The following is a 24,816-nucleotide window of genomic DNA, read 5'->3' on the forward strand; positions in this document are numbered from 1 at the left end:
AGGCGCGCTCGATCGCCGAAAAGATCGCCGGCGCGAAAATCCCATTCGTGGCCGGGCACTATTGCTCGTCGTCGTCGATCCCGGCTTCGGAAGCCTATGCCGACGGCAACGTGCTGCAGATCACGCCGGCCTCGACCAACCCGCTGTTCACGGAGCGCAAGCTCTGGAACGTGGCGCGCGTCTGCGGCCGTGACGATCAGCAGGGCCTGATCGCGGCACAGTACATCGCCAAGAACTTCAAGGGCAAGAACATCGCGATCCTCAACGACAAGACCACCTATGGCAAGGGTCTTGCCGACTAGACCAAGAAGGCGCTCAACAAGGCCGGCGTCACCGAGAAGATGTACGAGTCCTACAACAAGGGCGACAAGGACTTCAACGCGATCGTCTCGCGCTTGAAGCGCGACAACATCGACCTCGTCTATGTCGGCGGGTACCATCAGGAGAGCGGCCTGATCCTGCGTCAGATGCGCGACCAGGGCCTCAAGACCGTGCTGATGGCCGGCGACGCGCTCGCCGACAAGGAGTACGCCTCCATCACCGGCCCGGCCGGCGAAGGCACACTGTTCACCTTCGGCCCCGATCCGCGCAACAAGCCGACCGCGAAGAAGATCGTCGAGGCTTTCAAGGCCAAGAATATCGACCCGGAGGGCTACACGCTCTACACCTACGCGGCGATGCAGGTGTGGTCGCAGGCGGCCAAGAAGGCCGGCACCACCGACGCCAAGAAGGTCATGGAGGCGATGAAGGCCGGCAAGTGGGACACCGTGATCGGTCCGGTCGAGTATGACGCCAAGGGCGACATCAAGCAGATCGACTACGTCGTCTACAAATGGGACGCCAAGGGCAACTATGCCGAGATCAAGGGCAACGGCACCTAAGCCCGCTTGACGCGCCCTCGGGCCGCCATACGGTCGTCACCACGCCCCGGCTTGCCCGGGGCGTTTCTTTTCGCAGCGGGTTCAGACGGCTGCAGGCAGCTCGCCGCTGGCCGCGGCCTGGGCTTTCCGAAGCGCTTGCAGGAGATCGTTCGGCCGAAACGGTTTCTGCAGGCAGACCACGTTGGCCAGGTGGGACGCCTGCTCCATGAAATCCAGCGCCGTCATTCCGGACACCGCAACGACGGGAAGCCCCGGCGCCTGCTCGCGCAGGGTCGCAATGACGTCGACACCACTGACGTCGCCAAGGAAAATATCGACAATCGCCGCGTCAAAAGAGCCTTCCGCGAAGGTTTTCAGCCCGGCCGCACCGCTGTCGGCCTCGGCAACCTCGTAACGGTTGACCCGAAGCACGATCGCGACCATCGCGCGCACATCCTTCTGGTCGTCGATGATGAGAATACGAGGCATGGGAACAACCCCCACAGATTGATCCAAATCGTATGATTCAAACCTGGAACCCGCCGCGGCGGCAGGGCATTATGACACCGCCCAGTAAAGCGCATCTTACCCCATCCCTATTCCGCGCTCCCACCAAAATTAAGTAAGCTGTAACCTTCGGTTGAGTCGTCACTGCAACAGTTCACGACACGCGCCCGGAACGGGCTACCGTGGGGGCCGTGGAGATCAAGACTGCCGTATCTTGGAACTGCGGAGATGCTCAAAACGGGTCTGCATGAGATGAACGTGCCTGCGATCGACCGAAGCACATTTCTTTCAACGCTGCCGGCTGCATCGGCCGACCGGACCGCGGCAATGTGGATCGTCGGCGTCTCTTCGATCCTGTTCGCCTTGGCCGTGCCGTTCGCAGGTATCCAGCTGCCTCCGGTCCCGGCCTTCGTGGCGAGCTACCAATCCGCTCTGGCAGTGAGCGACATCATCACGGCAGTGCTGCTGCTGTCGCAGTTTTCGGTGCTGCGGACCCGCGCCCTGTTGTGGCTGTCGACCGGCTACCTGTTCACCGCCGCGGCAGCGCTGGTCCATACCCTCACCTTCCCCGGCCTGTTCGCGCCGACCGGGCTGTTTGGCGCCGGCAGTCAGACCACGGTCTGGCTCTACATGGTCTGGCACGGCGCCTTCCCGCTGTTCGTGCTGGGCTATGCCTGGCTGAAGGAAAAGGACGGCGGCCCCAGGGTCCGGGGCACGACAAGCAACGTGATCTCCGCCATCGTGCTCGGCGTCGTCGTGACCATGGCTGCCTTCACCTGGATCGTCACCGCCCAACACGATCTGTTGCCGGTCCTGCTCCGCGACAGCCGATACACACCGACCATGATCGGGGTCGTGTCCTTTGTTTGGTCACTGAGCTTCGCCGCGCTCGTTTCGCTGTGGTTCAGGCGACCGCATTCGGTGATCGACATATGGCTCATGGTCGTGATGTGCGCATGGCTGTTCGACATCGCGCTGTCTGCGATCGTCAACGTCGTGCGCTTCGATCTCGGTTTCTACGCCGGCCGTCTCTATGGCCTCTGCGCGTCGAGCTTCGTGCTGGCGGTGTTGCTGATCGAGAACGTTCGCCTTCAGGCCCGGACGGTGGGTCTCGTCGGCAGACTGCGCGAGCAATCGGCATCGGATCGCGACTTCTATGGCAAGCGCCTCGCGCTGTATGGCGCCGTCGTCGAATCCTCCAACGACGCCATCATCACCCAGTCGCTCAACGGCGCCATCACCGGCTGGAACCGTGCCGCCGAGCATCTGTTCGGCTATTCCGCCGCAGAGGCCGTCGGCAAGCCGATCGACATCATCGTGCCGGAGGACCGCAAGCCGGAAGTCAGGAGCATTCTCAATCGCATCAGCAGCAACGAGTCGATTGCCCAGCACGAGACGGTCCGTCTCAGGAAGGATGGTCGCGCGCTCGACGTCGTCCTCAACGTCTCGCCACTTCGGGCGGAGAGCGGCGAGATCATCGGCGCCTCCAAGATCGCCCACGACATCACCGAGGAGAAGCAATCCAGGGAAAAGCTTCGCCGCGAGATCGAGGAGCGCCAGCGCATCTTCGAGACTTCGCAGGACCTGATCCTGGTCACCGACGGTTTCGGCAATTTCATCCAGGTCAGCCCGAGCGTGAAGGACATCCTCGGCTTCAGCCCGGAAGATCTGATCGGGCACAGCGCCACCGAGTTCATTCACCCCGACGACCTCGATAGAACCCGGGAGGAGATGCGCGCGGCGCGGCGCGGCGCGGTCAAGCGCAGCTTCGAGGCGCGCTACTATCACTACGACGGTCACGAGGTCACGCTGAACTGGATGGGCACCTGGTCCGAGCCGGTGAAGCGTCACTTCTTCATCGGCCGGGATCTCACGGAGAAGCAAGCCGCCGAAGCCCAGTTCCGGCAGGTCCAGAAAATGGATTCCATCGGTCAGTTGACCGGCGGCGTCGCTCACGACTTCAACAACGTGCTGACCGTCATCACCGGCACGATCGGCATCTTGTCGGACGCGGTTGCCGACCGGCCCGAGCTGGCTGCGATCACCAAGCTGATCGACGACGCCGCCGAGCGCGGCGCGCAGCTGACCAAGCACCTGCTTGCCTTCGCCCGCAAGCAGCCGCTCCAGCCTCGCGAGATCGACGTCAATGCGCTGGCGCTCGAAGCCGCCAAGCTGTTGCACCCCACCCTGGGCGAGCAGATCACCATCATGCCGCAGCTCACCGAGGATGCATGGCCGGCTCTGGTCGACCCCGGCCAGCTTTCCACGGCGATCCTCAATCTCGCGCTGAACGCACGTGACGCGATGCCCGATGGCGGCACCCTGGTGCTGGAGACCCGCAACGTCTTCCTCGACGACGGCTATGCCAGCATGAATGCCGACATGGTCGCCGGCAGTTACGTGATGATCGCGGTCAGCGACACCGGCTCCGGAATTCCGCCGGAGTTGATCGACCGGGTGTTCGACCCCTTCTTCACCACCAAGGAGGTTGGCAAGGGCACCGGGCTCGGGCTCAGCATGGTGTTCGGCTTCGTCAAGCAGTCCGGCGGCCACGTCAAGATCTACAGCGAGGAAGGCCACGGCACGAGCGTAAAGATCTACTTGCCGCGCTCGAGCGGCGTGCAGGAGACCGAGATCGAAGTGCTCCAGAACGCGCCCATCACCGGCGGCGACGAGAAGATCCTGATCGTCGAGGACGATGCGCTGGTTCGGCAATATGTGGTGACCCAGGTCAAGAGCCTCGGCTACACCGCGCTCGAGGCCGCCAACGGCGCGGAGGCCCTGACCATCATCGACAACGACAAGACCATCGACCTGCTCTTCACCGACATCATCATGCCGGGCAACATGAACGGTCGCCAGCTTGCCGATGAAGCCGCCCGCCGCCGCCCCGACCTGAAGACGCTCTTCACCTCGGGCTACACCGAGAACGCCATCGTCCACCACGGCCGGCTCGATTCCGGCGTGCTGCTGCTGGCAAAGCCCTACCGCAAGTCCGAGCTTGCCAAGATGCTCAGGACGGCACTCGCCAGTTGAGCCTGCGTGCTCTCTGCGCTATCGCAGATTGCGAACTGCACTCAACGATGAGGCCGTCTTGAAAAATCTGCTCACCGATATTGCCGGCGTCCGCGTCGGCCATGCCGAGGATGCCAAAGTTGCCTCCGGCACGACCGCGATCATCTTCGACCAGCCGGCTGTCGCGGCGATCGACGTCCGCGGCGGCGGTCCCGGCACGCGCGAGGACGCTCTGCTCGATCTCGCCAACACCGTCGAGCGCGTCGACGCGATCGCACTGTCAGGCGGTTCCGCGTTTGGCCTCGATACCGGCGGCGGGGTGCAGGCCTGGCTCGCCGAGCAGGGCCGCGGCCACCGAGTTCGGGAAGCGCTGATCCCGATCGTGCCCGGCGCGATCCTGTTCGATCTGCTCAATGGGGGCGACAAGGCCTGGGGACGGTTCTCGCCCTATCGCGACCTCGGCTACGCCGCGGCGGCCGCCGCCGGCGCCGACTTCGCGATCGGCAGCGTCGGCGCCGGCCTCGGTGCCACCACTGCAACGTTCAAGGGTGGGCTCGGCTCGGCCTCGGCGGTGACGCCTGATGGCGTCAAGGTCGCCGCGATCGTCGCCGTCAACGCGGTGGGAAGCGTCACCGTCGGCAACGGACCTTGGTTCTGGGCGGCGCCGTTCGAGGCGAACGGCGAGTTCGGCGGACGCGGCCTGCCGGACAAATTCACAGACGACATGCTCCGCATGCGCATCAAGGGCGGCCCTGCCGCGAACGCGCGCGAAAACACCACCATTGGCGCCGTCGTCACCGACGCGGTGCTGACCAAGCCCCAGGCCAAGCGGCTCGCGATGATCGCACACACCGGCTTTGCCCGCGCGATCTATCCGGTGCATGCACCGACCGACGGCGACGTGCTGTTTGCGGCCGCCACCGGTGAGAAGCCGATCGATCCGCTGGTCGGCCTCACCGAACTCGGCACCGTCGCAGCCAACGTGGTCGCGCGCGCAATCGCCCGCGGCGTCTATAGCGCAGCCGCGCTACCGTTCCCGGGAGCGCTGCCGACCTGGATGGACCGGTTCGGCTAGAAACGAAACGGCGGATAAGGCGTTATCCTGGCGGGCCAAGGTGTACCGCCATGCCGCCTTCCGTGATCCGCTTCTTCCGTTATGCGCCGGAGACGCGCGAGCTGATGGTGACTTTCGTCAGCGGACGCCTCTATGTCTACGAGGATGTTCCGCCCGAGGTCGCCGCCCTGTTCAGGGAAACGCGCTCAAAGGGGGCGCGTTCTTCAACCACGAGATTCGCGACCGGTACGCCTATCGTGACATCACGCACGAATATGTCGGCTGACCTCGGATGCCGTTCACACGCTCATCGACATCGATGAGCCGGCAGCCGCCGAAGAGCCTTGCCCCTGCCCGCCTTGCTGCTGCATCAACTGCGCGAACAGATCGTAAGCCGAGTTGCGGGGGCTGGAGGCGCCCGGCACCGTCGTCGACATCTTGAAGCCGTCGGCATAGGTGACGGTCGTCGTGGTCGAGCCGTCGGCAGCGGTCGTCGTGGTCGAGGTCGATCCGCCGCCGGACTTCGACGAGGAATCCGATCCATCGCCCGCGCCGCCGGCGCCTTGCGCGTGATGGTGCCCGTGGCCGCTCTTCAGCGCCTTCGACATCTCGTCAAGGCTGACGTTGCCGTCGGCGTTCGCATCCAGCTTCGAGAAGACATCGTCGGCCTGCGCGAGGTTGGTGCCGCCGGCGCCCAGCGCGTCCTCGAACTCGGACTTTGTAATGCTGCCGTCGCCGTCCGCATCGATCTGCGAGAACAGATCCTTGAGCGCAGTCTCCCGGCCCTTCGACATCGAGGACGACGAACTCGTCGAGGTCGAGCTCGCCGAAGTGCTCGCGCCGTCGGTCGACTGGCTCTGTGCGGCGAGCAGCGCGTTCATGGTCGCCGGCGCGATCTGTGGTGGATTGGCTGAGCCGACCAATGAGGTCGTCATGCTGCCCGTGCTGCTGTCGATTGCGAACGGGTTGGTTGCGCCCTGCGAAGATCCGGCCTTCTGCGTCGACGAGGACGACCTGGAGTTCGTCAGCGACTGGATCGCGTCGAGCGCGCTGGATACGGCGCCAAGGGCTAACAACATTGCACAACTCCAACCGATGCGGCATGCCGCCGCCAATGTTCTTCGGGTAACGTCAGCAAGCGTCGTGCCAGCGTAAAAAGTTCAATGAAATCCGCCGCCACCGCACCTTCGACGGCCCGGGAACACCGGCAAATCATGCCGGTCGCGGCAGAAATTTCCGCCCACAGGAAGCACGCCTGCCCTGCATTGCCCGCCACGGAGGCCCATGTTAGGCGAGGCCCAATCTTCTTTCGGCCGCCACGGGAAACCGCGCCATGACCCAAGCCTTCGCCCCCCGCCCCCTGGCAATCGCGCCCTCGATCCTGGCCTCGGACTTCTCCAGGCTCGGCGAGGAGGTGCGCAGCGTCGACGCCGCCGGCGCGGACTGGATCCATCTCGACGTGATGGACGGTCACTTCGTTCCCAACATCTCCTACGGCCCCGACGTCATCAAGGCGATGCGCCCGCACACGAAGAAGGTGTTCGACGCGCACCTGATGATCTCGCCCTGTGACCCCTATCTCGAGGCCTTTGCGAAAGCCGGCTGCGACCAGATCACCGTGCATGCGGAGGCCGGTCCGCATTTGCACCGCTCGCTCCAGGCGATCCGCGCGCTCGGCAAGAAGGCCGGCGTCTCGCTCAATCCCGGCACACCGATCAGCACGCTCGAATATGTCCTCGACCTCGTCGACCTCGTGCTGGTGATGTCGGTCAATCCCGGCTTCGGCGGCCAGGCCTTCATCCCTTCCGCGATCGGCAAGATCCGCGACATCCGCGCGATGACGGCCGGACGCCCGATCGACATCGAGGTTGATGGCGGCGTCGGCCCCGAAGTTGCGGGCGCGCTCGCCGCGGCCGGCGCCAACGCCTTCGTCGCCGGCACATCCGTGTTCAGGGGCGGCACGCAGGAAGCCTACAAGACCAACATCGCCGCGATCCGCAATGCCGCGCTGGGAGCTCGCGGCGAAGCGATTTGAGCTGGATCAAACGACGCAGGCGGACGGCGGAAAATCCCGCGGCTTTTACGGGTGTTGCGACGCGTATTGCCTAAAATTGCACTCTTGATCCGTACTCATCCGGACTTCACTGATTCGCGCAAATCACCGCAAGTGACTCCTGCCTGCTTTTGACGGGAGCACATCATGACGACGACCCTGGTTTGGACTGGCGTAGCGTTGTGGTTCGGATTCAACGCGGCGATTGCAACTCGCAGCCTCTTTGTCGCACGACCAGTGAAGGCCGCGGCTTCCGCCCGCATCATCCACCTTCGCCGTCGGGGCTGAGCGCCATGCAGATCGCACTCGTGAAGCGCCAGCCGAAGCGCAGGTGCCGGATCCCGCGCCGCCCGCATCCGGGCCTCGACTATTTCTTCGGCCGCCTCGAGCGTGCCGATGGCGCACTCGGCGACGATGCCGGGCACGACAATTCGGACCTCGATCATTCGTTTCCGTCGCAGCGCCGACACTGAGACACTCTTTTCCGGACCACCTCCCATGAAACCGCACTGCCCGAACTGCCTCAAGGAAATGACCAAGGCATCCGCGTCGCGTAACCTGTTCAATTGCGAGCCCTGCCGCGAGATCATCCAATATTTCGGCGGCAGTCCGGATCACGGCGAGCCCGGCCCGCAATTCTCCTGGCCGATCCGCCGCAAGCGCACCATTCACTCCGCCCACGCGGCCTGATCCACCCTCAAATCGGCAGGCGGTCTATCCTGGCACTTCGCCGGCATTGGGCTCGCCGGCTTCCCCAGCCATCCGCGGCGGCCGTACCACGGTGACGGTGCAGGCCGCTTCCGAAGCTACCTTGGCCGAGACGCTGCCGAGCAGCGTGCGCCTGAACGAACCTTGCCGCGCGCCGATGATGACGTGGTCGACTTGGTTGACCTCGGCGAACTCGAGGATCGCGGCGGCGGGATCGACCGCCTCCAGCACATGAGCCGACAGCCGGCTCTCATCCAGCTTGAGCGGCGTCGCCCAATGCCTGAGCGCCACCAGGCGGTCGATATGCTTGTTGGACCCCTGCTCGTCCAGCGTCCGGTCGATCGCGATCCGGTTCAGCTTGAGCACGTTGACGCAGGCAAGCCGTGCTGACGGCAAGGTGGCAAGGATGCGCTCGGTGGTCACGCGCAGCGCCTCGTTCAGCTCCGGCGTGCCTTCCACGGTGTCGAGCGCGACGGCGAGGATGGGGCTCGATGCGATCTGGGCGGCAACATCCGATTTCGCGCGCGGCGCCATGACGCCCTGGTTGAAGCGGCGCCGCCAAGCGACGCCGATGGGGTCGTGTCTCACCCGCTCCGAGCGCGCGGTGAGCTTGACCTGGTCTGGATGGGCGAGATCGAAGGCAAGCTGCGACGCCGTCGGATAGCGCCACACCGGCTCGATCTCGAGACACCGCAGCACCACCTCTTGAAGCCAGAGCGGATAGTCGGCGCGCAAGCTTCGCGGCGGGTGCGGATCGCGCCACAACCGGCGCCGCATCGCGCGCAGCGTCTCGCCCTCGCCGAACGGCCGCTCGCCAGTGGTGAAGAAATAGAGCAGCACGCCGAGCGAAAACAGGTCGCTCCGCGGATCGTCGCGCACCCCTGACAGCCGCTCGGGTGCCATGTAGGGCGCGGTGCCGTAAGGCAGGCGGAATTCCTCCTGCAGAAGATCCGGCAGGTGGTTGTGATGCGACAGGCCGTAGTCGATCAGGACCGCCTCGCCGCTATCGCGGAACATGATGCTGCTCGGCTTGATGTCGTGATGGATCACGTTCTGGCGGTGGAGATCGGCAAGCGCGGTTGCGATCTTGGCGACGAGCTGCCGCGCCTCGTCGTAAGGCAACGGCAGGTCGGGCAGCCGCTTGTAGAGCGTGGTGCCGCTGATGCGCTCGATCACGACATAGGCCTGGTGCGCGAAATCGCCGGTGCCGAAACAGGCCGGGACGTGCGGACCCGCCAGCCGCGGCAGGATCATCATCTCCATCTCGAAGGAGACGATCGCGGCGGGGTCCTCGCCCTCCGACACTCGCGGAATCTTCATCAGCAAGGGCACGTCGATGCCGGGATGGGTGACCGTCCACAGCGTCGCCATGCCGCCGGCATGAACGCATTCACCGATGGTGTAACCATCGATCACCGCGCCGGATTTGACCAGGGGCTTCGGCATCGGCCTCTAGCGCCCCTGCGAGAGCCGATCGGCGAGCCAGTGCGGCAGGCCGTTGTCGCGAATCCTGTCCGCCGCGGTCCCGATATCATAGGGCGCGCGGCAGTAGGTGATCTGGCACGTCTCGGTGTCGAACAATACGAAGGCTGCCGACGGATCGCCGTCGCGGGGCTGACCGACCGAGCCGAGCACGGCGAGCCATTGCCGGCCGCGCAGAAGCTGCACCGGAACGTCGGTCTTCGGCACGAAGCTCGTCATCTTGGCCGTCACCGACATCGAATAGAGCGCGGGACGATGGATGTGGCCGCAAAACGTAACATGAGCGGGCGTTGCAATCAGGCTCTTGGCGGCGTCCACCGTCGAGCGGACATAGTGCCAGCGCTGGGGGCTGGAGGCTTCCGAATGCACGAAGAGACGATCGCTATCCTCCACCAGCATCGGCAGTTCGGTCAGGAACCGCCGCTGCGCGTTATCAAGCCGGCCGCGGGTCCATTCGATTGCGATTTGCGCCTCGGCGTTCATGGTCTCGGTCGAGGAATTGACCGCCTGGTCGTGATTGCCGCGGACGGCGATCGCACCCTGGGCAACGAGCTCCATCGCGGTATCCACCACCCATTCCGGATCGGCGCCATAGCCGACGAAATCGCCGAGCAGGACGAACCGCTCCGCGCCCCTCGCACGGGCAATCTTCAGGCAGGCCTCGAAGGCCTGCCTGTTGCCATGGATATCCGAAAAGACAGCTAGGAGCACGCACCCTCCACCCTCCAATTCTTATTGAAGGCCGGTAAGGCCAAATTGAGGGAGGTCAAAACCATGCGCCAGCGCCGCGCCGTTTACCAGCGCAGCCTTGCGGTGATGATCCTGCGGCGATGACGAAGGGCCTATTGCTCGTCCTTTGGGGGCATCCGGGGCGGCGGTATCGGCGTGAACACGGCGCCTTGCGCGCCGGCCGGCGGGGCGAGGAATTCGCCGGTCGAGGAATCACCGCCGGTGGTCTCCAAAATGGTCTTCGGCGTCACATATTCGCGGACCATATCGATGAGGCTGCCATCACCGCCGCCGAAATCCGCGGCACGGCCACCTTGCGGATGTCCCAACGCGATCTCGTTCTCCGCGGCATGGGTCTTGTCGGCGAGCCTGTCGTCGTAGGGCACGCGGAAGGCGCGCGGGATGCCGCTCGGGCGATTGTCCTCGTCCAGCTGCTCGACCCACAGATAAATCGAGCCGGGATCACCCTGAAGCGAATGCGGCTCGACGATGCGGGACTTCAGCAGCTTGAAGGTCGCCGGCAGCCGGTCGGTGCTGGCCCAACCGAGCAACCCACGCATCTCGCTGAAGCTGACGATGTAGAACGCGCTGGTAACCACCACCGCGACCGCCTTGAACGACCAGTGCAGCCGCCCATAGACCAGCACGATCAGCAGCAGCGCGCCGATCACGGCATAGGCAACCGACAGCGTGAGGATGACCGTTTGCAGATTAGTCACGGCGTATCCTCTTGGCGTTACTGCTCACACCGGTTCTCGGGTCGAGATCGGCCCCGTTGCGCCAGCTGCTGCGGAACGTCTCCAGCAGCGATTTCGGCCGCTGGCTCACGTCGATGACCTTACCCTCGGCATCGAGCCGGAACCGCACGGCGGTCTTCTCGTCGCCGGTGTGGTCGAGCGTGAACTTGTTGTCGAAGACCACCTGCGCGGTCGGATTGAGCTTCTGCACCTTCACATTGGCCGTGACGGGTTCGCTGGTCGTCGCCACGAAATGCGAGACGTTGACGGTGTATTCGCCGGCGACGATGCCGCGCACCGTGACGATCTCCTCGCGGATCGGCGAGGCGATCTTCTTGCCGGCGACCATAATGAAGTCATTGGCCCCGCCGCGGTCGTCGCGATCGAGGGTCAGGAAGCCGGCCTCACGATGGCGATACCAGGCGATGTTGCCGGCGGGATCCTGCACGAACAGGTCGAGATCGTCGGGGTGGCTGTCCGGCCAGTCCAGCGTGATCATGAACTCAGCCTTGGAATCGATCTTGCCCTCCTTGGCATCAGGAGAGACCGCGAGCAGCGCAAGAAAGAATAGGAACGCGATCACCTGGAGCGCCTTGAACAGCATCACGCCCAGCGGATCGAACGGCTCCTCGCGCGGATAGAGGCCGAAATCATCCATCATGACGGGATTCCGGCGCCCTTGATTCCAGCCCCCTTTTCAGACCCCTTGCGCTCCAGCACGGGCGTCACATAGGTCTCGGTCAGCACGACCGCATCCGAGAACACACGCTGGGTCGCGGCATCCAGCATGTAATACTGGATGCGGACCAGGATCGAGCCGACGAGGCCGGCGAGCGTCGTGTACATCGCGACCGCCATGCCGTCGCTCATCAGCCCCATCGAAGAGCGCATCGCGACCTTGTCGGCGGCATCCAGCCCCGCGATCGGGGCCAGCATGATGATGAAGCCGACGATGGTGCCGAGCAGGCCGAGCTTCATCAGCGTATCCGAGACGAAGGCGCCGAACCCATTGGAGCCGCGCAGCCGGTCCGCGAGCGTCCGCAGCAGCAACGTCTGGTCGACCGGGCGGTAGCCCTGCGCGGCCGCTTTCGTCAGCAGGCTCTGGATGTGGTCGCGCACCAGCCCGCGCGGCAGCGCCGCCGCGCTCGCATCGAGCACCTTGCCGCCGTCAGGCGCCGCGAGCGCCTCGCGGCAGCGCCGCGCCGCTGCGCCTTCACGCGCGATCGCCCGCGTGCGCAGGAAGCAGTGGCCGCAGGTCAGGACATAGAGCACCGCGATGACGCTCGAAATGTAGGTCCGGTCCGAGGTCAGCATCAGATGGATCAGGCCGAACCGCCACAGCAGCACGACGGCGAAGATCGAGAGCCCCGTGAAGATCATCCAGAACAGGAGCGCACTGCGCTCGGATGGGTCGGTCGCGGTTCCCGCGATCGGTCCAATCGTGATCGAACTCATGCTGCACTGCTCCCGGCCCGCAACGATTGGCCTGCAAAGATTCCAGTCGATTAGATCAAAGTCGCCGTATCAGGTCCAAAGACCCATGCCCAATCCTGCTTGGGAAATTTGCCCGAGCTGCAATCCCGCCACACCCCGCAATTGGCAAGGGGCGGCGGCATTGTTAGGCTGAGCTTATCAAACGTCGAGGGTGATCGCATGCGCCTCGTGCTTCAGCTTGTCGCCCGTCTGCTGCTTATCGTGGCCCTGTGCCTTGGCGCGGCAACCATATGGGCCACATTCGACGCCTATCGCAGCGTCGACCGGTCGACTGCGGCCTCGGCGCAGCGGGTCGCGCAGGCGCTTCAGGCGCTGTATTGGCGCGAGCTTTTGTTGCGGAGCAGCAGAGCGCGCGAGCATCTCCTGCCCGTTCCGGATTGGCGCACCCTGGAGACCATGAAGCTAATCTCGCCCGGCGTCTGCGTCGAGATCCAGCCGGCCGCGGCATTCGAGAAGCCGCTCTGCGGCCAGAGCGAGGGGCTGGGCAAGAGCCCGCCGCGCTGGTTCGCCGCGATCGTGCCGACCTTCCTCGGCAGCCACGCCGAGGTGGTCCGGCCCGTCAGTCCCCGCGCCGCGACCGCCGGCACCGTGGTCGCGACGCCGGATGCCGCGGCCGCCGTCTCGCTCGCCTGGGAATACATCCTCAACGTGATCGACGTCGCGCTATTGATGGCGGCGGCGATCGCGCTGCTGGCTTCGCTGGCGATCGCGCATGCGCTGGCACCGGCGCGCACGATCGTGACCGCCCTGCAGCGCATGGCGCGCGGGCAGTATCGCACCAAACTGCCGCGCTTCCGCTCCATGGAGCTGGCGATGATCGGCGGCGCCGTCGACGAACTCGGCGGCCGGCTGGAGGAAGCCACAGAGCAGCGCGCCGCGCTGACGCGGCGCCTGATCGAGATCCGCGACGACGAGCGCCGCGCCCTCGCCCGCGAGCTGCACGACGAGTTCGGGCAGAATCTTTCCGCCATTCTCGCCTTCGCCAACACGATCGAAACGGCGAGCACGAAGGACAATCGGGATAATGGCATCGCGCAGGATGCGCGCATGATCTCGCAGGCCACCCATCATCTGATGGCCTCGCTCCGCGATGCGCTGAAGCGTCTGCGCAATCCCCTGCCCGAGGAGCTCGGGCTCGAGGCAAGCCTCGTCAATCTCGTCGACAGCTGGCGCTCACAGAGCGCGGCGCGGCCGACGATCCAGCTCGACCTCAGGGGTGACCTTACTGACATCAGCGGTCCGGCCGCCACCACGGCCTATCGCGTGGCGCAGGAATGCCTGACCAACGCGCTGCGTCACGGTGCGGCGCGCGAGATCTCTTTGCGCATCGAACGCCGGGCCGGCGAGGAGGACGCGCTGCTGATCCGCGTCGAGGACGACGGCGGCGGCGATGCGGAGCGCGTCGCGCAATCGGCCGGCTTCGGCCTGACCGGCATCCGCGAGCGCGTCACGGCGGCCGGCGGATCGCTCTCGATCCTGCCTGCCCGCGGCGGCCTCAGCGTCGCCGCCACCATCCCGCTCGCCGCGTGAGGGCGAAATGAGCGAGGTTGCAGCAACAGGCATCTCCGTGCTGCTCGTCGACGACCACCCGATCGTCCGCCAAGGCTACCGGCGCGTGCTGGAAAGCCAGGGCGATCTGCATGTCGTGGCGGAGGCCGACAACGCCGCGGACGCCTACAGCGCGTTCAAGGCGCATGATCCCGATGTCGTCTTGCTCGACATCTCGATGCCCGGCGCGAGCGGGCTCGAGGCGATCCGCAACATCCGCGCGCGCAGTCCGCGGGCGCGGATCCTCGTCTTCACCATGCACAACGAGGCCGTGCTGGTGAAAGCCGCCTTCGGCGCCGGCGCCAGCGGCTTCGTCACCAAGAGCAGCGAACCGTCCGCCGTCGTCACCGCGATCCGCGCCGTCGCGCGCGGCGAGCGGGCCATGAGCGACGATATCGCGCATATCCTCGCCGAGGACAGTCTATCGGCGGGCTCAGCGCTGGATCAGCTGGGCGAGCGCGAGATCGAGATCCTGCGCCAGTTCGCCGGCGGCGCCACCACCGAGCAGATCGCGACGCATCTCAATCTCAGTGTGAAGACAGTGCAGAACTACCACTATCTGATCAAGACCAAGACCGGCGCGCGCACGGACGCGCAGCTGGTGCGGCTGGCAGCGAGTTGCGGATTGACGCGGATCTAGCAGCAAAGCTGCCGCACTGCCCTGGTCCCTTGAAGTTTCTCAATCTGCTGAACGAGATTGGAACGGACACCATCCGGCTCCGGTTAGTATCGCAGTGAAGGAGTCACACGGTCATGAGTAAGGGTCATCACAAGGCAGTCGACCATCCCCCGATCATCACAGTAGGCGAGCTCATCGACGAACTTTGCCGCCTGCCGGACACAGCCGTCGTCCACTTCCGCTGTCCAATGCTCGACCAGGAGCTAACCTTCTACCGACTTCGCAAGCGGTCAAAGGACGCCGTCGAAATCGCGGTCAATGCATACCCGGATAGTCCGCCGGTCGTTCCATCGTCCGATCCTGCCTTCCACGCGCGGAGACATTCGGCTTCCTCGCCCTCGCTTCGCGACGGCGCCCTTCTTCACAAGGCGAGAGGTTGATCGGCCGCAGCGCGGATTGAATGGGTCCCGCGGCCTCAGGCCGCCTTCAGGCCGCGCAGCAGCAGCGCGAGCGTCGCATCGACGCGCGCGGAGAGATCGGCATCCTTCCACTCGTCGGCGTGCGCCGGATGGTGGAAGCGGACGGTGGCATCGAAGATCGCGCGCGCGGTGGTCTTGACGTCGCCGATGGCGAATGCGCCCTGCTTCACGCCGTCAGTCAGGATCGCCGAGATCTGGTCGATCATGGTGTCCTTGTGACATTTGACGGCCGCGCAGGCCTCGCGCGCCAGCGTCAGATAGGTCTCGAACATCTCGGGGTCGTCGAGCACGCGCGAACGCTTGGCGGCGAACAGCGTCCGCAGCCAGCGGTCGAGCCGCGCCGGCGCCGGGCCCTCCTCCGCCGCGATCTGGCGGAGCGGCGCGTCGATGCGGTCCAACCAGCGTTTGGCCACGGCCTCGCGCAGCGAGGCCTTGCTCGGGAAATGACGATAGACGCTGCCGTGGCTCACATCGAGCGCGCGGGCAACGTCGACCACGGTGGCCTTGGCAAGTCCGTAACGCCGCAAGACGTCCTCGGTCACTTCGAGGATCCGCTCCGGCGTCAAGACAACGGCTTCATTCATGCCAGCACCATGTTCCCGTTTGGGCTCAGTTACCCGGCGATAGAGCTGCTTCCGAAGCGCCCATGCCGGCCGTTTCGGAAAGCTCTCGCCTTAATGAGGCAGTTTTGCAGCCTGCGCCGCGATCTGGCGCGCCACCAGCAAATTGAGCCAATGCCCAATCGCGCCGGTGAAGTTGATGATTTCGGTTGTCATTTTCTTTTATCTCCATTCGTCCACGGCCCTCGCCCTTCGATGGCGACCTTCGATCCGAGAACTATTTCGGATGTCGGGCTCCCCCTGGAGGTGACCGCGGGACACCCAATCGGAGCGTCCGACAACGGATATACACGTCCCGCTGACAGATTTCAATATCTGTCAGTCAATGATCCGTGATTGACAGTTAATATTTGCAGCTGGGGTCGCCACCCCTACTAACCGGTTTGGTGGATAGCTCGGCGATCCCCCTCTCCCGGGGCCCAGACCGTTTGTTTCGCCGTGCCTGCTCTGTTAAATCACGGCGTAAAAAGCATTTTGGCCGGCGCCGCCCCTTGGGGCCGCCCGCCCACCTTCCTGGAGCCGTCAGATGATCCCCCGCTATACCCGCCCGGAAATGGCCTCGATCTGGGAGCCGCAGACCCGGTTCAAGATCTGGTTCGAGATCGAGGCGCATGCGGCGGATGCCCTCGCCGAGCTCGGCACCATCCCCAAAGAGGCCGCCAAAACGGTCTGGGCCAAGGCCAAGGACGCCACCTTCGACGTCGCCCGCATCGACGAGATCGAGCGCGAGACCAAGCACGACGTCATCGCCTTCCTCACTCACCTCGCCGAGATCGTCGGCCCCGAGGCGCGCTTTGTCCACCAGGGCATGACCTCCTCCGACGTGCTCGACACCTGCCTCAACGTCCAGCTCACCCGCGCCGCCGACCTGCTGCTCGCCGACCTCGACAAGGTGCTGGCCGCACTCAAGAAGCGCGCCTTCGAGCACAAGATGACGCCGACCATCGGCCGCAGCCACGGCATCCATGCCGAGCCCGTGACCTTCGGCCTCAAGCTCGCTTATGCCTATGCCGAGTTCTCGCGCGCCAAGGAGCGCCTGATCGCGGCGCGGAAGGAAGTCGCGACCTGCGCCATATCAGGCGCCGTCGGCACCTTCGCGCAGATCGATCCGCGCGTCGAAGAGCACGTTGCGAAAGCCATGGGCCTCGTCCCCGAGCCGATCTCGACCCAGGTAATCCCGCGCGATCGCCACGCGATGTATTTCTCGACGCTGGGCGTGATCGCCTCCTCGGTCGAGCGCATCGCGGTCGAGATCCGCCACATGCAGCGCACCGAGGTGCTGGAGGCCGAAGAGTTCTTCTCGGAAGGACAAAAGGGCTCCTCCGCGATGCCGCACAAGCGCAACCCGGTGCTGTCGGAGAATCTCACCGGCCTCTCCCGCATGGTGCGCGCCTATGTGACGCCGGCGCTGGAGAACGTCGTGCTCTGGCACGAGCGCGACATCTCGCACTCCTCGGCCGAGCGTATGATGGGCCCGGACGCCACCGTGACGCTCGACTTCGCGCTGGTGCGCCTCGCCGGCCTGATCGACAAGCTCCTGGTCTATCCCGCCAACATGCAGAAAAACCTCGACCGCCTCGGCGGCCTCGTCCATTCGCAGCGCGTGCTCCTGGCGCTTACGCAGAAGGGCGCGAGCCGCGAGGACGCCTACAAGCTGGTGCAGCGCAACGCGATGCCGGTCTGGCGCGGCGAAGGCGATTTCCTTCAGTTGCTGAAGAAGGACACGGAGGTGAAAAAGTATCTCTCGGACGCCGAGATCGAGGAGCAGTTCGACCTCGGCTATCACCTCAAGCACGTCGACACGATCTTCAAGCGCGTGTTCGGCGAAAGCTGAGCACCGCTTGCGTCGCCCAGGAGCCACGCTCGTGGCTGCCGGGGCTCGTGCAATTGCGGTCTATAGTCGCTTCTGCAGCCATTTCACGAGCGCGGGGCTGCCGATGGTGGCGGTGATGAAGCCGCACATATTGCCGTCGACATAGCCCGCGCGGCCGCGCCCCTGTGCGTAGCGCTTGCTGAAGAAAATCGTGTGCAGTCTATTGCCGGCATCATCGAGGAAGACGAGCTGCCAGCGCAAATCGGGCTGGTAAGACAATTGTACGGGCGCCAGCGCCTTGACGGCTGCCGCCAGTTCGGTCGCGTCGGTCGCAGTCAGGACCTGCGTCCTGCGTTCGCTTGCGTAGCTCGAAAAATGCTCCGGCGAGATCGGGATGCTGGCGAGCAGCCGATCGGAGATCTTCAGAAGATCGATCCGCTTGATCTGGCCCGCCTCGATCTTCTGACTGATCGACGCAATCACGGCAGTGGCCGGGCCGACATCGCAGGCGAGGGCCGGGCTCGCCATGATCGAGAAGCAGGCCGCCAGCACGAGAATGTCGCGTCCGAACTTCATGGCCTGCCCTCGTCCCCGGCGTATCGCTGCCTCACCTTATAGCCACGGAGCGAGGCGACGAAAGCCCGGCGACCATTTGCGGACCGCGATGCCGCGGAGTACGCTTCCAGCCCATCGCCCCTGCGAACACAGAAGAAACGGATCCCCATGCCCATCGTCAACCGCGTTGCCGCCCTCTCCGACGAAATGGCCGCCTGGCGCCATGACTTCCACGAGAACCCGGAACTGCTCTACGAGGTCCACCGCACCGCCGGCATCGTCGCCGAGAAGTTGCGCGAATTCGGCTGCGACGAGGTGGTGACGGGTATCGGCCGCACCGGCGTCGTCGGGGTGATCCGCGGCCGCAAATCCGCCTCCGGCAAGACCATTGGGCTCCGCGCCGACATGGACGCGCTGCCAATCATGGAGACGTCGGGCGTGCCTTATGCGTCGAAGGTCCCCGGCAAGATGCACGCGTGCGGCCATGACGGCCACACCGCGATGCTGCTCGGCGCCGCCAAATATCTCGCCGAGACGCGCAATTTCGACGGCACGGCGATCATGATCTTCCAGCCCGCCGAGGAAGGCGGCGGCGGCGGCAAGGCCATGGTCGAGGACGGGTTGATGACGCGCTGGAACATCCAGGAGGTCTACGGCATGCACAACATGCCGGGCCTGCCCGAAGGCCATTTCGCAACCACGCCCGGGGCGATGCTCGCCTCCTCCGACAACATCCAGATCACGGTCCACGGCAAGGGCGGCCACGCCGGCGCGGGTCCGCACAAATCCGTTGACAGCGTGCTGATCGGCTCGCAGATCGTCAACGCGCTGCAATCGATCGTGGCGCGCAACGTCGATCCGCTGAAGTCAGCCGTCATCTCGATCACGCAATTCCACTCCGGCACCGCCTTCAACATCATCCCCGAGGTCGCCGAGCTCGGCGGTACCGTGCGCACGCTCGATCCCGAGGTGCGCGATCTCGTCGAGCGCCGCATCGGCGAAGTCGCCGAGAGCGTCGCCCGCGCCTATGGCGGCTCGGCCGAGACCAAATACAGCCGGATGTACCCGGTGACGATGAACCATGCGCGCGAGGCCGGCCTTGCCGCCGACGTCGCCCGCGACATCGTCGGCACCGATCGCGTCAACGACAAGTTCATCCCGATGATGGGCGCCGAGGATTTCTCGTTCATGCTGGAAGCACGTCCCGGCGCGATGGTGCTGGTCGGCATGGGCGACGGCAACGAGTGCCACCACCCGGCCTACGTCTTCAACGACAACATCCTTGGCCACGGCGCGTCGTTCTGGGCGCGTCTGGTCGAGACGCGGATGCCGGCGGGGTAAATCTCATTCGCAGAGCCGGATGATCGAGCCGACCTACTCGCAATGGCCCCAACGCGAGCCAGGACAACAGCCTTCGCGCAACCGCCGGAGTTCGACACGTTGCACAGGCTCAGCGATGCATGACTAATTACACACTTCCGCTTGACCCATGCCCGCGCCACCCGGAGTAGGATCTCGCACGATGCGACATCCTTTCGCGACCGGCCTACATACACCACTCCTGCAGATTATCTGTCCTGAGGCTTCCGATTTTGGGGCAGCGGTTTCCGCTTCCTTTCGGCTTTGGTCGCGCTTCCTCGTATCCTCACGCGTGGCAACCGGCTTCTTCTCGGATACTTTCTCGCACTCATTGTCGTCGCCAAGACGATAGCCGGCGCGGCAAGTGATCTTCACGCATTGATCGCCATCGGCCTTGAAGCCGAAATTGCACACCAGCGGGCAGACCCGTCCGGGCCTCGCCTTCAATGCATCGAGCGCATCGACGCTGGCGAGCTTCACGTCGAACTGGGTGCCGGCATATTTGTTGAAGAGCGTCAGTGAGCGTTGCGCGGCCGAATTCCACTCGCCCTCCACAGCCGAGGTGAGGCAGCCGACACGGCGCAACTCGCTCTGGACGGATTTTGTAAGATCAGCCGCCGATAAGGTGGATGCTGGTGCAGGCGAGAGGGCAGCAACTTTCTGCTCTGCCTCGGGCAACTGTCGATCGGCCGCCGACTTTGCGGCCTGCTCGGTTTTCTCGGCGGCTTGCCTAGCAGCGAGTTCGGCCTTGACCTTCTCTGCCGCCTGCTTCTCGGCCAACGCTTTCGCGGCCGCAGCCTCGGCGATCTTGCGCTCGCGTTCGGCCGCATCGGCCTTCGCCTGCTCGATCTGCTTTTGCTTCTCCGCGGCGATCCGCGCGTCCTCGGCGGCTTTGGCGGCAGCGGCCGCCTTTTCCAGCTCCGCCTTGTGCGCCCGTTCGGCGGCGAGCTTCACCTTCTCCTGCTCGGCCTGCCGGGCCTTCTCGGTCGCCGCCGTGCGCTCCTCCTCGGCGGCAATCTTCTTCAGCTGCACGCGGGCGAGGTTGGCATAGAAGCCATCCGGATAGGTCTGCAGGAAAGCTTCCCATGCCTCACGCAGGCCTGCCTGAAGCGCAAGCTCGTAGTCCCTGCGCACGCTGTCTTGCGGATTGGCTTGCGGTCCCGCCACAGCGACCGGCTTCGCCGGCACCAGCGGCACGTCGTCGCCGCCGAGCGAGCCGTAGACATAGGGCTCTTGCCTGCTGCCGGTGTTCTTCAAGACGTCGTCCCGCACGAAGCCGAACGCCTTGCGCAGATCAAGCCCGGGCTTAGGCAGGTGTTCGACCAGCGCCGTGGCGAAGGGACTGTTGCGGGAATCGCCGTCGGACGCCGTCGATCCCGCCTTGGCCGCGAACGCGATCATCGTGTTCGGGCTGGTCGGCTCCACCTTGGCAAGCCCGCGCCCGATGGCGCGCGAGGCCACCATGCGCTTCATTGTCTTGGAAAAGGGATTGTCGCGGCAGGCGTCGAGGATGACAAGGCGCAGCCGCTTGGCCGGCTCGACGGCGAACAGCGCACGATCGAGCGCAACCGTCTCGTCGAGAACGTCGCCGTCGGTCTCCAGCATCGCGTCGGTCGGGATGAGGTAGTTGTTGCCGTCGAGCTCGATGCCGTGGCCGGCGTAGTAGATCACCGCCATGTCGGCGTCGCGAACCCTCCCGGCAAATTCGCGCAGCATCCGCCGCATCTCGGAGGCATTGAGGTCTGTTTTGACGTCGACCGCATCGAAGCCGGCCTTCTTGAACATGTCGCCAACCAGCGCGGCATCGTTCACGGGATTGGTGAGCCGCAGCGTGTTCTTGTAGGCGGAATTGCCGATCACGAGCGCGACGCGCTTCTCGGCAAGGGCCGGTCCGCAAACGAGCCAGGTCGCAAGAACAAAAAAAGCGAGGGCCGTCAGCGCGATGGAGCAAGCCCGAAAGATGTGCTTCATCATCAGTTGCATATTTCAGCCGGTATCTTAGCCGCGGGATTGGAAGGATGATTGGCGGTCCCAAGCCGGCATCCCTTGGCGATCGGCCTGCATCCAGCGTTGTTGCAGATCATCTGTCCCGAGGCCTGCGGCGCCGATGGCGCGGACTCGCTCTGTTTCCGATCCGTATCCCGCCTCCGCGACTCCTCGCGCGTCGCGACCGGCTTCTTTTCCTGGACCTTCTCGCATTCATTGTCCTCGCCGACGCGATAGCCGGCGCGGCAGGTGATCTTGACGCATTGGTCGCCGTCGGCCTTGAAGCCGAAATTGCAGACGAGCGGGCAAACCCTTCCCGGCTTCGCCTTCAGCGCATCGAGCGCATCCACGCTGGCGAGCTTCACGTCGAGCTGGGTGCCGGCATATTTGTTGAACAGCGTCAGCGAGCGCTGCGACGTCGCACTCCAGTCGCCGTCTGCGGCGGCGGACAGGCAGCCGACGCGGCGCAACTCACTCTGCACGGATTTTGTCAGATCAGCCGCCGATAACGTGGATGCCGGCGCGGGCGAGAGCGCAGCGACTTTCTGGTTCTCGACTTCGGGCAGCTGCCGATCGGCCGTCGGCTTTGCGGCCTGCTCAGCCCTCTCCGCCGCCTGCTTCGCGGCAAGCTCGGCCTTGGCTTTCTCCGCGGCCTGCTTCTCGGCCAATGCCTTCGCTGCGGCCGCCTCGGCGATCTTGCGCTGCTGCTCGGCCGCCTCGGCCCTCGCCTGCTCGATCTGTTTTTGCTTCTCTGCGGCGATCCGCGCCTCTTCCGCCGCCTTGGCAGCTGCGGCCGCCTTGTCCTGCTCGGCCTTCTGGGCGCGCTCGGTCATCAGCCGCGTCTTCTCCTGCTCGGCCGCCTTGGCCTTTTGCTCGGCCGATGCGCGGGTCTCTTCGGCGGCGATCTTGTTCAACTGGCCCTTGGCGAGGTTGGCGTAAAACCCGTCGGGATATTGCGCCAGAAACGCCTCCCAACCGTCCCGCGTGGCGAGCTGCAGCGCGAGTTCATAGTCCCGCCTGAGTTCAGACTGCGGATTTGCCTGCGGACCGGTCGCGGCCGGCTTGGCTGGCACCAGCGGCACGTCATCGCCGCCGAGCGAGCCATACACGAAAGGCTCTTGCTTGTTCGCGGTACTCCGCAGCACGTCATCGCGCACGAAGCCAAACGCCTTGCGCAGGTCGAGCCCGGGCTTCGGCAGGTGGTCTGCGAGCGCCGTGGCGAACGGACTGTTTCGGGAATCGCCATCCGATGCCGTCGACCCCGCCTTGGCCGCGAACGCGATCATCATGTTCGGGCTGGTTGGCTCGACCTTGGCAAGCCCGCGCCCGATCGCGCGCGAGGCCACCGTGCGCTTCATCGTCTTGGCGAACGGATTGTCGCGGCAGGCATCGAGGATGACGAGCCGAAGCTGCTTGGCGGGCTCGATGCTCACCAGCACGCGATCGATCGGCAACGCCTCGTCGTAGACGTCGGTGTCGGCCTCGAGCGCGGCGTCGGTCGGGATCAGATAGTTGGTGCCGTCCACCTCCATGCCGTGGCCCGCATAGTAGATGACCGCGACATCGGCATCCCTGGTGCGCCCGCCGAATTCGCGCAGCGCCTTGCGCATTTCAGACGCGTTCAAGTCCTGCCTGACGTCGACCGTATCGAAGCCAGCCTTCCTCAACATGCCGCCGATCAAGCCGGCGTCGCTCGCCGGGTTGGCCAGCTTCGGCGCGCTCTTATAGGCGGAGTTGCCGATGACGAGCGCGACTCGTTTCTCGGCCTGCGCGGGCGCGCAAGTGACGAGAGCTGCAACAATCAATACGCAAAAGGATCTAACAATATTCACCACATCACCCGCGGGCCTCGATGCATTGCATTGAACCGGTCAGTCAGGGAAGCTAGTTGCACACCTCGTAGGAGCCTCCGGTTGCGGTGTTCGAGCTGACCCTGCCGGGGATGACCCCGCTGACGAGCCGACACCCTTTTTGCACCGGACGACAGCCGGTCGAGCTGCAAATGATCTGCCCGCTCGCCTCGGGCTTGGACGGCGCAGCTTCGGTCGCCCTCCGATCAGCATCGCGCCTCCTCGCATCCTCGCGCGTCGCGACCGGCTTCTTTTCCTGGATCTTCTCGCATTCATTGTCGTCGCCGACGCGATAGCCGGCGCGGCAGGTGATCTTGACGCATTGATCGCCGTCGGCCTTGAAGCCGAAATTGCAAACCAGCGGGCACACCCGTCCGGGCTTCGCCTTCAGCGCATCGAGCGTATTCACGCTCGCGAGCTTCACGTCGAGCTGGGTGCCGGCATATTTGTTGAACAGCGTCAGCGAGCGCTGCGCGGCCGAACTCCACTCGCTCTCCGCAGACGAGGTCAGGCAACCGACGCGGCGCAATTCGCTCTGCACGGATTTTGTCAGATCAGCCGCCGATAACGTGGATGCCGGCGCGGGCGAGAGCGTAGCGACTTTCTGGTTCTCGACTTCGGGTATCTGCCGATCGGCCGTCGGCTTGGCGGCCTGCTCAGCCCTCTCCGCCGCCTGCTTCGCGGCAAGCTCGGCCTTGGCCTTCTCCACTGCCTGCTTCTCGGCAAGCGCCTTCGCAGCCGCCGCCTCAGCCACCTTGCGCTGATGCTCGGCCGCTTCCGCTTTCGCCTGCTCGATCTGCTTTTGCTTCTCGGCCGCGATGCGCGCCTCTTCGGCTGCCTTGGCGGCAGCTGCCGCCTTCTCCTGCTCTGCCTTCTGGGCGCGCTCGGCAATGAGCCTGGTCTTTTCCTGCTCCGCCGCCTTGGCCTTTTGCTCAGCCGACGCGCGCGTCTCTTCGGCGGCGATCTTGTTCAACTGACCCTTGGCGAGGTTGGCGTAGAAACCATCCGGATATGCCGCCAGAAACGCTTCCCAGCCGTCGCGCGTCGCAAGCTGAAGCGCGAGCTCGTAATCCCTGCGAATAGCATCCTGCGGGTTGGCCTGCGGACCGGTTGCCGCCGGCCGCACGACGAGGGGCACGTCGTCGCCGCCGAGCGAGCCATAGACATAGGGCTCCTGCTTGTAGCCGGTAGCCTTGAGCACGTCGTCGCGCACGAACCCGAAGGCCTTGCGCAGATCAAGGCCCGGCTTCGGCAGATGCTCGACCAGCGCAGCGGCGAACGGACTGTTTCGCGCATCGCCATCGGACGCCGTCGATCCCGCCTTGGCCGCGAACGCAATCATCGTGTT

General features: G+C 64.9%; 23 protein-coding genes and 1 pseudogene. 12 read left to right on the forward strand and 12 right to left on the reverse strand.

Annotation, left to right across the window (positions count from 1 at the left end; translation table 11 throughout):
• Window positions 1-881: pseudogene (locus CV770_RS34090) on the forward strand (branched-chain amino acid ABC transporter substrate-binding protein); the annotation flags it as partial.
• A gap of 81 nt (window positions 882-962) precedes the next feature.
• Here the strand turns inward: CV770_RS34090 and CV770_RS34095 are convergent.
• Window positions 963-1,349: a response regulator gene (locus CV770_RS34095; protein ID WP_104465470.1), complete on the reverse strand. Its 387-nt coding sequence runs from the start codon at window positions 1,347-1,349 to the stop codon at window positions 963-965.
• A 246-nt stretch (window positions 1,350-1,595) separates the two neighbouring features.
• On the opposite strand from CV770_RS34095, the gene CV770_RS34100 reads away from it, so the two are divergent.
• The 3 genes from CV770_RS34100 (at window position 1,596) to CV770_RS34110 (ending at window position 5,759) form a co-directional block, all read left to right on the forward strand.
• Window positions 1,596-4,403 carry a PAS domain S-box protein gene (locus CV770_RS34100; RefSeq protein WP_104465471.1) on the forward strand — a complete coding sequence of 936 codons (2,808 nt, stop codon included), beginning with the start codon at window positions 1,596-1,598 and terminating at the stop codon, window positions 4,401-4,403.
• A gap of 58 nt (window positions 4,404-4,461) precedes the next feature.
• Window positions 4,462-5,457: a P1 family peptidase gene (locus CV770_RS34105; protein ID WP_104465472.1), complete on the forward strand. Its 996-nt coding sequence runs from the start codon at window positions 4,462-4,464 to the stop codon at window positions 5,455-5,457.
• A 104-nt stretch (window positions 5,458-5,561) separates the two neighbouring features.
• On the forward strand, window positions 5,562-5,759 hold the full coding sequence (locus CV770_RS34110) for a KTSC domain-containing protein (RefSeq protein ID WP_502693634.1): 198 nt from the start codon (window positions 5,562-5,564) through the stop codon (window positions 5,757-5,759).
• On the opposite strand, the gene CV770_RS34115 is transcribed toward CV770_RS34110, so the two are convergent.
• On the reverse strand, window positions 5,736-6,371 hold the full coding sequence (locus tag CV770_RS34115; protein ID WP_245453935.1) for an EF-hand domain-containing protein: 636 nt from the start codon (window positions 6,369-6,371) through the stop codon (window positions 5,736-5,738). The genes CV770_RS34110 and CV770_RS34115 overlap by 24 nt on opposite strands.
• Here CV770_RS34115 and CV770_RS43580 point away from each other — a divergent pair.
• From CV770_RS43580 to CV770_RS34130, 4 genes are all read left to right on the forward strand, one after another.
• Complete coding sequence (locus CV770_RS43580) at window positions 6,370-6,591, forward strand: hypothetical protein (protein WP_245453936.1); 222 nt, start codon at window positions 6,370-6,372, stop codon at window positions 6,589-6,591. The two genes, CV770_RS34115 and CV770_RS43580, sit on opposite strands and share 2 nt — an antisense overlap.
• Window positions 6,592-6,769: 178 nt before the next feature.
• Window positions 6,770-7,471 (forward strand): ribulose-phosphate 3-epimerase, encoded by a 702-nt coding sequence (gene rpe, locus CV770_RS34120; RefSeq protein ID WP_104465474.1) that lies wholly within the window; start codon window positions 6,770-6,772, stop codon window positions 7,469-7,471.
• Between the two features lie 311 nt (window positions 7,472-7,782).
• Entirely contained in the window at window positions 7,783-7,962 is a 180-nt protein-coding gene (locus CV770_RS34125) for a hypothetical protein (protein ID WP_104465475.1), read from the forward strand.
• Between the two features lie 25 nt (window positions 7,963-7,987).
• The gene (locus tag CV770_RS34130; protein ID WP_091965923.1) at window positions 7,988-8,179 is read left to right on the forward strand and encodes a hypothetical protein; all 192 of its coding nucleotides are present in this window, start codon (window positions 7,988-7,990) and stop codon (window positions 8,177-8,179) included.
• Between the two features lie 24 nt (window positions 8,180-8,203).
• On the opposite strand, the gene CV770_RS34135 is transcribed toward CV770_RS34130, so the two are convergent.
• The 5 genes from CV770_RS34135 to CV770_RS34155 form a co-directional block, all read right to left on the reverse strand.
• The gene (locus tag CV770_RS34135) at window positions 8,204-9,643 is read right to left on the reverse strand and encodes a serine/threonine protein kinase (protein ID WP_104465476.1); all 1,440 of its coding nucleotides are present in this window, start codon (window positions 9,641-9,643) and stop codon (window positions 8,204-8,206) included.
• Between the two features lie 6 nt (window positions 9,644-9,649).
• Window positions 9,650-10,390 (reverse strand): metallophosphoesterase family protein, encoded by a 741-nt coding sequence (locus CV770_RS34140; protein WP_104465477.1) that lies wholly within the window; start codon window positions 10,388-10,390, stop codon window positions 9,650-9,652.
• Window positions 10,391-10,521: 131 nt separating this feature from the next.
• A complete protein-coding gene (locus CV770_RS34145) occupies window positions 10,522-11,127 on the reverse strand; it encodes a hypothetical protein (RefSeq protein WP_091965920.1) in 606 nt (201 codons plus the stop codon).
• Window positions 11,120-11,806: a DUF2135 domain-containing protein gene (locus CV770_RS34150; RefSeq protein ID WP_091965919.1), complete on the reverse strand. Its 687-nt coding sequence runs from the start codon at window positions 11,804-11,806 to the stop codon at window positions 11,120-11,122. Before CV770_RS34150 ends, CV770_RS34145 begins: the two co-directional genes overlap by 8 nt.
• The gene (locus CV770_RS34155) at window positions 11,803-12,600 is read right to left on the reverse strand and encodes a MotA/TolQ/ExbB proton channel family protein (protein WP_091965918.1); all 798 of its coding nucleotides are present in this window, start codon (window positions 12,598-12,600) and stop codon (window positions 11,803-11,805) included. Before CV770_RS34155 ends, CV770_RS34150 begins: the two co-directional genes overlap by 4 nt.
• Before the next feature lie 198 nt (window positions 12,601-12,798).
• On the opposite strand from CV770_RS34155, the gene CV770_RS34160 reads away from it, so the two are divergent.
• Together CV770_RS34160 and CV770_RS34165 are read left to right on the forward strand one after the other, a co-directional pair.
• Window positions 12,799-14,169, forward strand: a complete 1,371-nt coding sequence (locus CV770_RS34160; RefSeq protein WP_104465478.1) for a sensor histidine kinase — start codon at window positions 12,799-12,801, stop codon at window positions 14,167-14,169.
• 7 nt (window positions 14,170-14,176) lie between these two features.
• Window positions 14,177-14,827: a response regulator gene (locus tag CV770_RS34165; RefSeq protein ID WP_104465479.1), complete on the forward strand. Its 651-nt coding sequence runs from the start codon at window positions 14,177-14,179 to the stop codon at window positions 14,825-14,827.
• A gap of 454 nt (window positions 14,828-15,281) precedes the next feature.
• Here the strand turns inward: CV770_RS34165 and CV770_RS34175 are convergent, their stop codons facing one another.
• Window positions 15,282-15,869: a TetR/AcrR family transcriptional regulator gene (locus tag CV770_RS34175; RefSeq protein ID WP_104465480.1), complete on the reverse strand. Its 588-nt coding sequence runs from the start codon at window positions 15,867-15,869 to the stop codon at window positions 15,282-15,284.
• A 562-nt stretch (window positions 15,870-16,431) separates the two neighbouring features.
• Between CV770_RS34175 and purB the strand changes: the two genes are divergently transcribed.
• Window positions 16,432-17,739: an adenylosuccinate lyase gene (gene purB / locus CV770_RS34180; protein ID WP_018316561.1), complete on the forward strand. Its 1,308-nt coding sequence runs from the start codon at window positions 16,432-16,434 to the stop codon at window positions 17,737-17,739.
• 60 nt (window positions 17,740-17,799) lie between these two features.
• Here the strand turns inward: purB and CV770_RS34185 are convergent, their stop codons facing one another.
• Window positions 17,800-18,294 carry a hypothetical protein gene (locus CV770_RS34185; protein WP_104465481.1) on the reverse strand — a complete coding sequence of 165 codons (495 nt, stop codon included), beginning with the start codon at window positions 18,292-18,294 and terminating at the stop codon, window positions 17,800-17,802.
• Window positions 18,295-18,441: 147 nt separating this feature from the next.
• Here CV770_RS34185 and CV770_RS34190 point away from each other — a divergent pair, with 147 nt between their 5' ends.
• Entirely contained in the window at window positions 18,442-19,614 is a 1,173-nt protein-coding gene (locus CV770_RS34190; RefSeq protein WP_018316562.1) for a M20 aminoacylase family protein, read from the forward strand.
• Between the two features lie 123 nt (window positions 19,615-19,737).
• Here the strand turns inward: CV770_RS34190 and CV770_RS34195 are convergent, their stop codons facing one another.
• The 3 genes from CV770_RS34195 to CV770_RS34205 form a co-directional block, all read right to left on the reverse strand.
• Window positions 19,738-21,606 (reverse strand): caspase family protein, encoded by a 1,869-nt coding sequence (locus CV770_RS34195; RefSeq protein WP_245453937.1) that lies wholly within the window; start codon window positions 21,604-21,606, stop codon window positions 19,738-19,740.
• Window positions 21,606-23,420 (reverse strand): caspase family protein, encoded by a 1,815-nt coding sequence (locus tag CV770_RS34200; protein ID WP_245453938.1) that lies wholly within the window; start codon window positions 23,418-23,420, stop codon window positions 21,606-21,608. The genes CV770_RS34195 and CV770_RS34200 overlap by 1 nt, the downstream gene beginning before the upstream one ends.
• 82 nt (window positions 23,421-23,502) lie before the next feature.
• A partial coding sequence (locus tag CV770_RS34205) for a caspase family protein (RefSeq protein ID WP_104465484.1) occupies window positions 23,503-24,816 on the reverse strand: 1,314 nt, incomplete at its 5' end.

Origin of the sequence: Bradyrhizobium sp. AC87j1, from assembly GCF_002936975.1 — a bacterium.
Taxonomy (GTDB): Bacteria; Pseudomonadota; Alphaproteobacteria; order Rhizobiales; family Xanthobacteraceae; genus Bradyrhizobium; species Bradyrhizobium shewense.

What these genes read in the sequence shown, in the direction of transcription:
- CV770_RS34095 (WP_104465470.1), bottom strand. Translation starts at nt 1,349, where the DNA reads ATGCCTCGTATTCTCATCATCGACGACCAGAAGGATGTGCGCGCGATG.
- CV770_RS34100 (WP_104465471.1), top strand. Translation starts at nt 1,596, where the DNA reads ATGCTCAAAACGGGTCTGCATGAGATGAACGTGCCTGCGATCGACCGA.
- CV770_RS34110 (WP_502693634.1), top strand. Translation starts at nt 5,562, where the DNA reads ATGGTGACTTTCGTCAGCGGACGCCTCTATGTCTACGAGGATGTTCCG.
- CV770_RS43580 (WP_245453936.1), top strand. Translation starts at nt 6,370, where the DNA reads ATGCTGCCCGTGCTGCTGTCGATTGCGAACGGGTTGGTTGCGCCCTGC.
- CV770_RS34115 (WP_245453935.1), bottom strand. Translation starts at nt 6,371, where the DNA reads ATGACGACCTCATTGGTCGGCTCAGCCAATCCACCACAGATCGCGCCG.
- rpe (WP_104465474.1), top strand. Translation starts at nt 6,770, where the DNA reads ATGACCCAAGCCTTCGCCCCCCGCCCCCTGGCAATCGCGCCCTCGATC.
- CV770_RS34125 (WP_104465475.1), top strand. Translation starts at nt 7,783, where the DNA reads ATGCAGATCGCACTCGTGAAGCGCCAGCCGAAGCGCAGGTGCCGGATC.
- CV770_RS34130 (WP_091965923.1), top strand. Translation starts at nt 7,988, where the DNA reads ATGAAACCGCACTGCCCGAACTGCCTCAAGGAAATGACCAAGGCATCC.
- CV770_RS34135 (WP_104465476.1), bottom strand. Translation starts at nt 9,643, where the DNA reads ATGCCGAAGCCCCTGGTCAAATCCGGCGCGGTGATCGATGGTTACACC.
- CV770_RS34150 (WP_091965919.1), bottom strand. Translation starts at nt 11,806, where the DNA reads ATGATGGATGATTTCGGCCTCTATCCGCGCGAGGAGCCGTTCGATCCG.
- CV770_RS34155 (WP_091965918.1), bottom strand. Translation starts at nt 12,600, where the DNA reads ATGAGTTCGATCACGATTGGACCGATCGCGGGAACCGCGACCGACCCA.
- CV770_RS34160 (WP_104465478.1), top strand. Translation starts at nt 12,799, where the DNA reads ATGCGCCTCGTGCTTCAGCTTGTCGCCCGTCTGCTGCTTATCGTGGCC.
- CV770_RS34165 (WP_104465479.1), top strand. Translation starts at nt 14,177, where the DNA reads ATGAGCGAGGTTGCAGCAACAGGCATCTCCGTGCTGCTCGTCGACGAC.
- CV770_RS34175 (WP_104465480.1), bottom strand. Translation starts at nt 15,869, where the DNA reads ATGAATGAAGCCGTTGTCTTGACGCCGGAGCGGATCCTCGAAGTGACC.
- purB (WP_018316561.1), top strand. Translation starts at nt 16,432, where the DNA reads ATGATCCCCCGCTATACCCGCCCGGAAATGGCCTCGATCTGGGAGCCG.
- CV770_RS34185 (WP_104465481.1), bottom strand. Translation starts at nt 18,294, where the DNA reads ATGAAGTTCGGACGCGACATTCTCGTGCTGGCGGCCTGCTTCTCGATC.
- CV770_RS34190 (WP_018316562.1), top strand. Translation starts at nt 18,442, where the DNA reads ATGCCCATCGTCAACCGCGTTGCCGCCCTCTCCGACGAAATGGCCGCC.
- CV770_RS34195 (WP_245453937.1), bottom strand. Translation starts at nt 21,606, where the DNA reads ATGATGAAGCACATCTTTCGGGCTTGCTCCATCGCGCTGACGGCCCTC.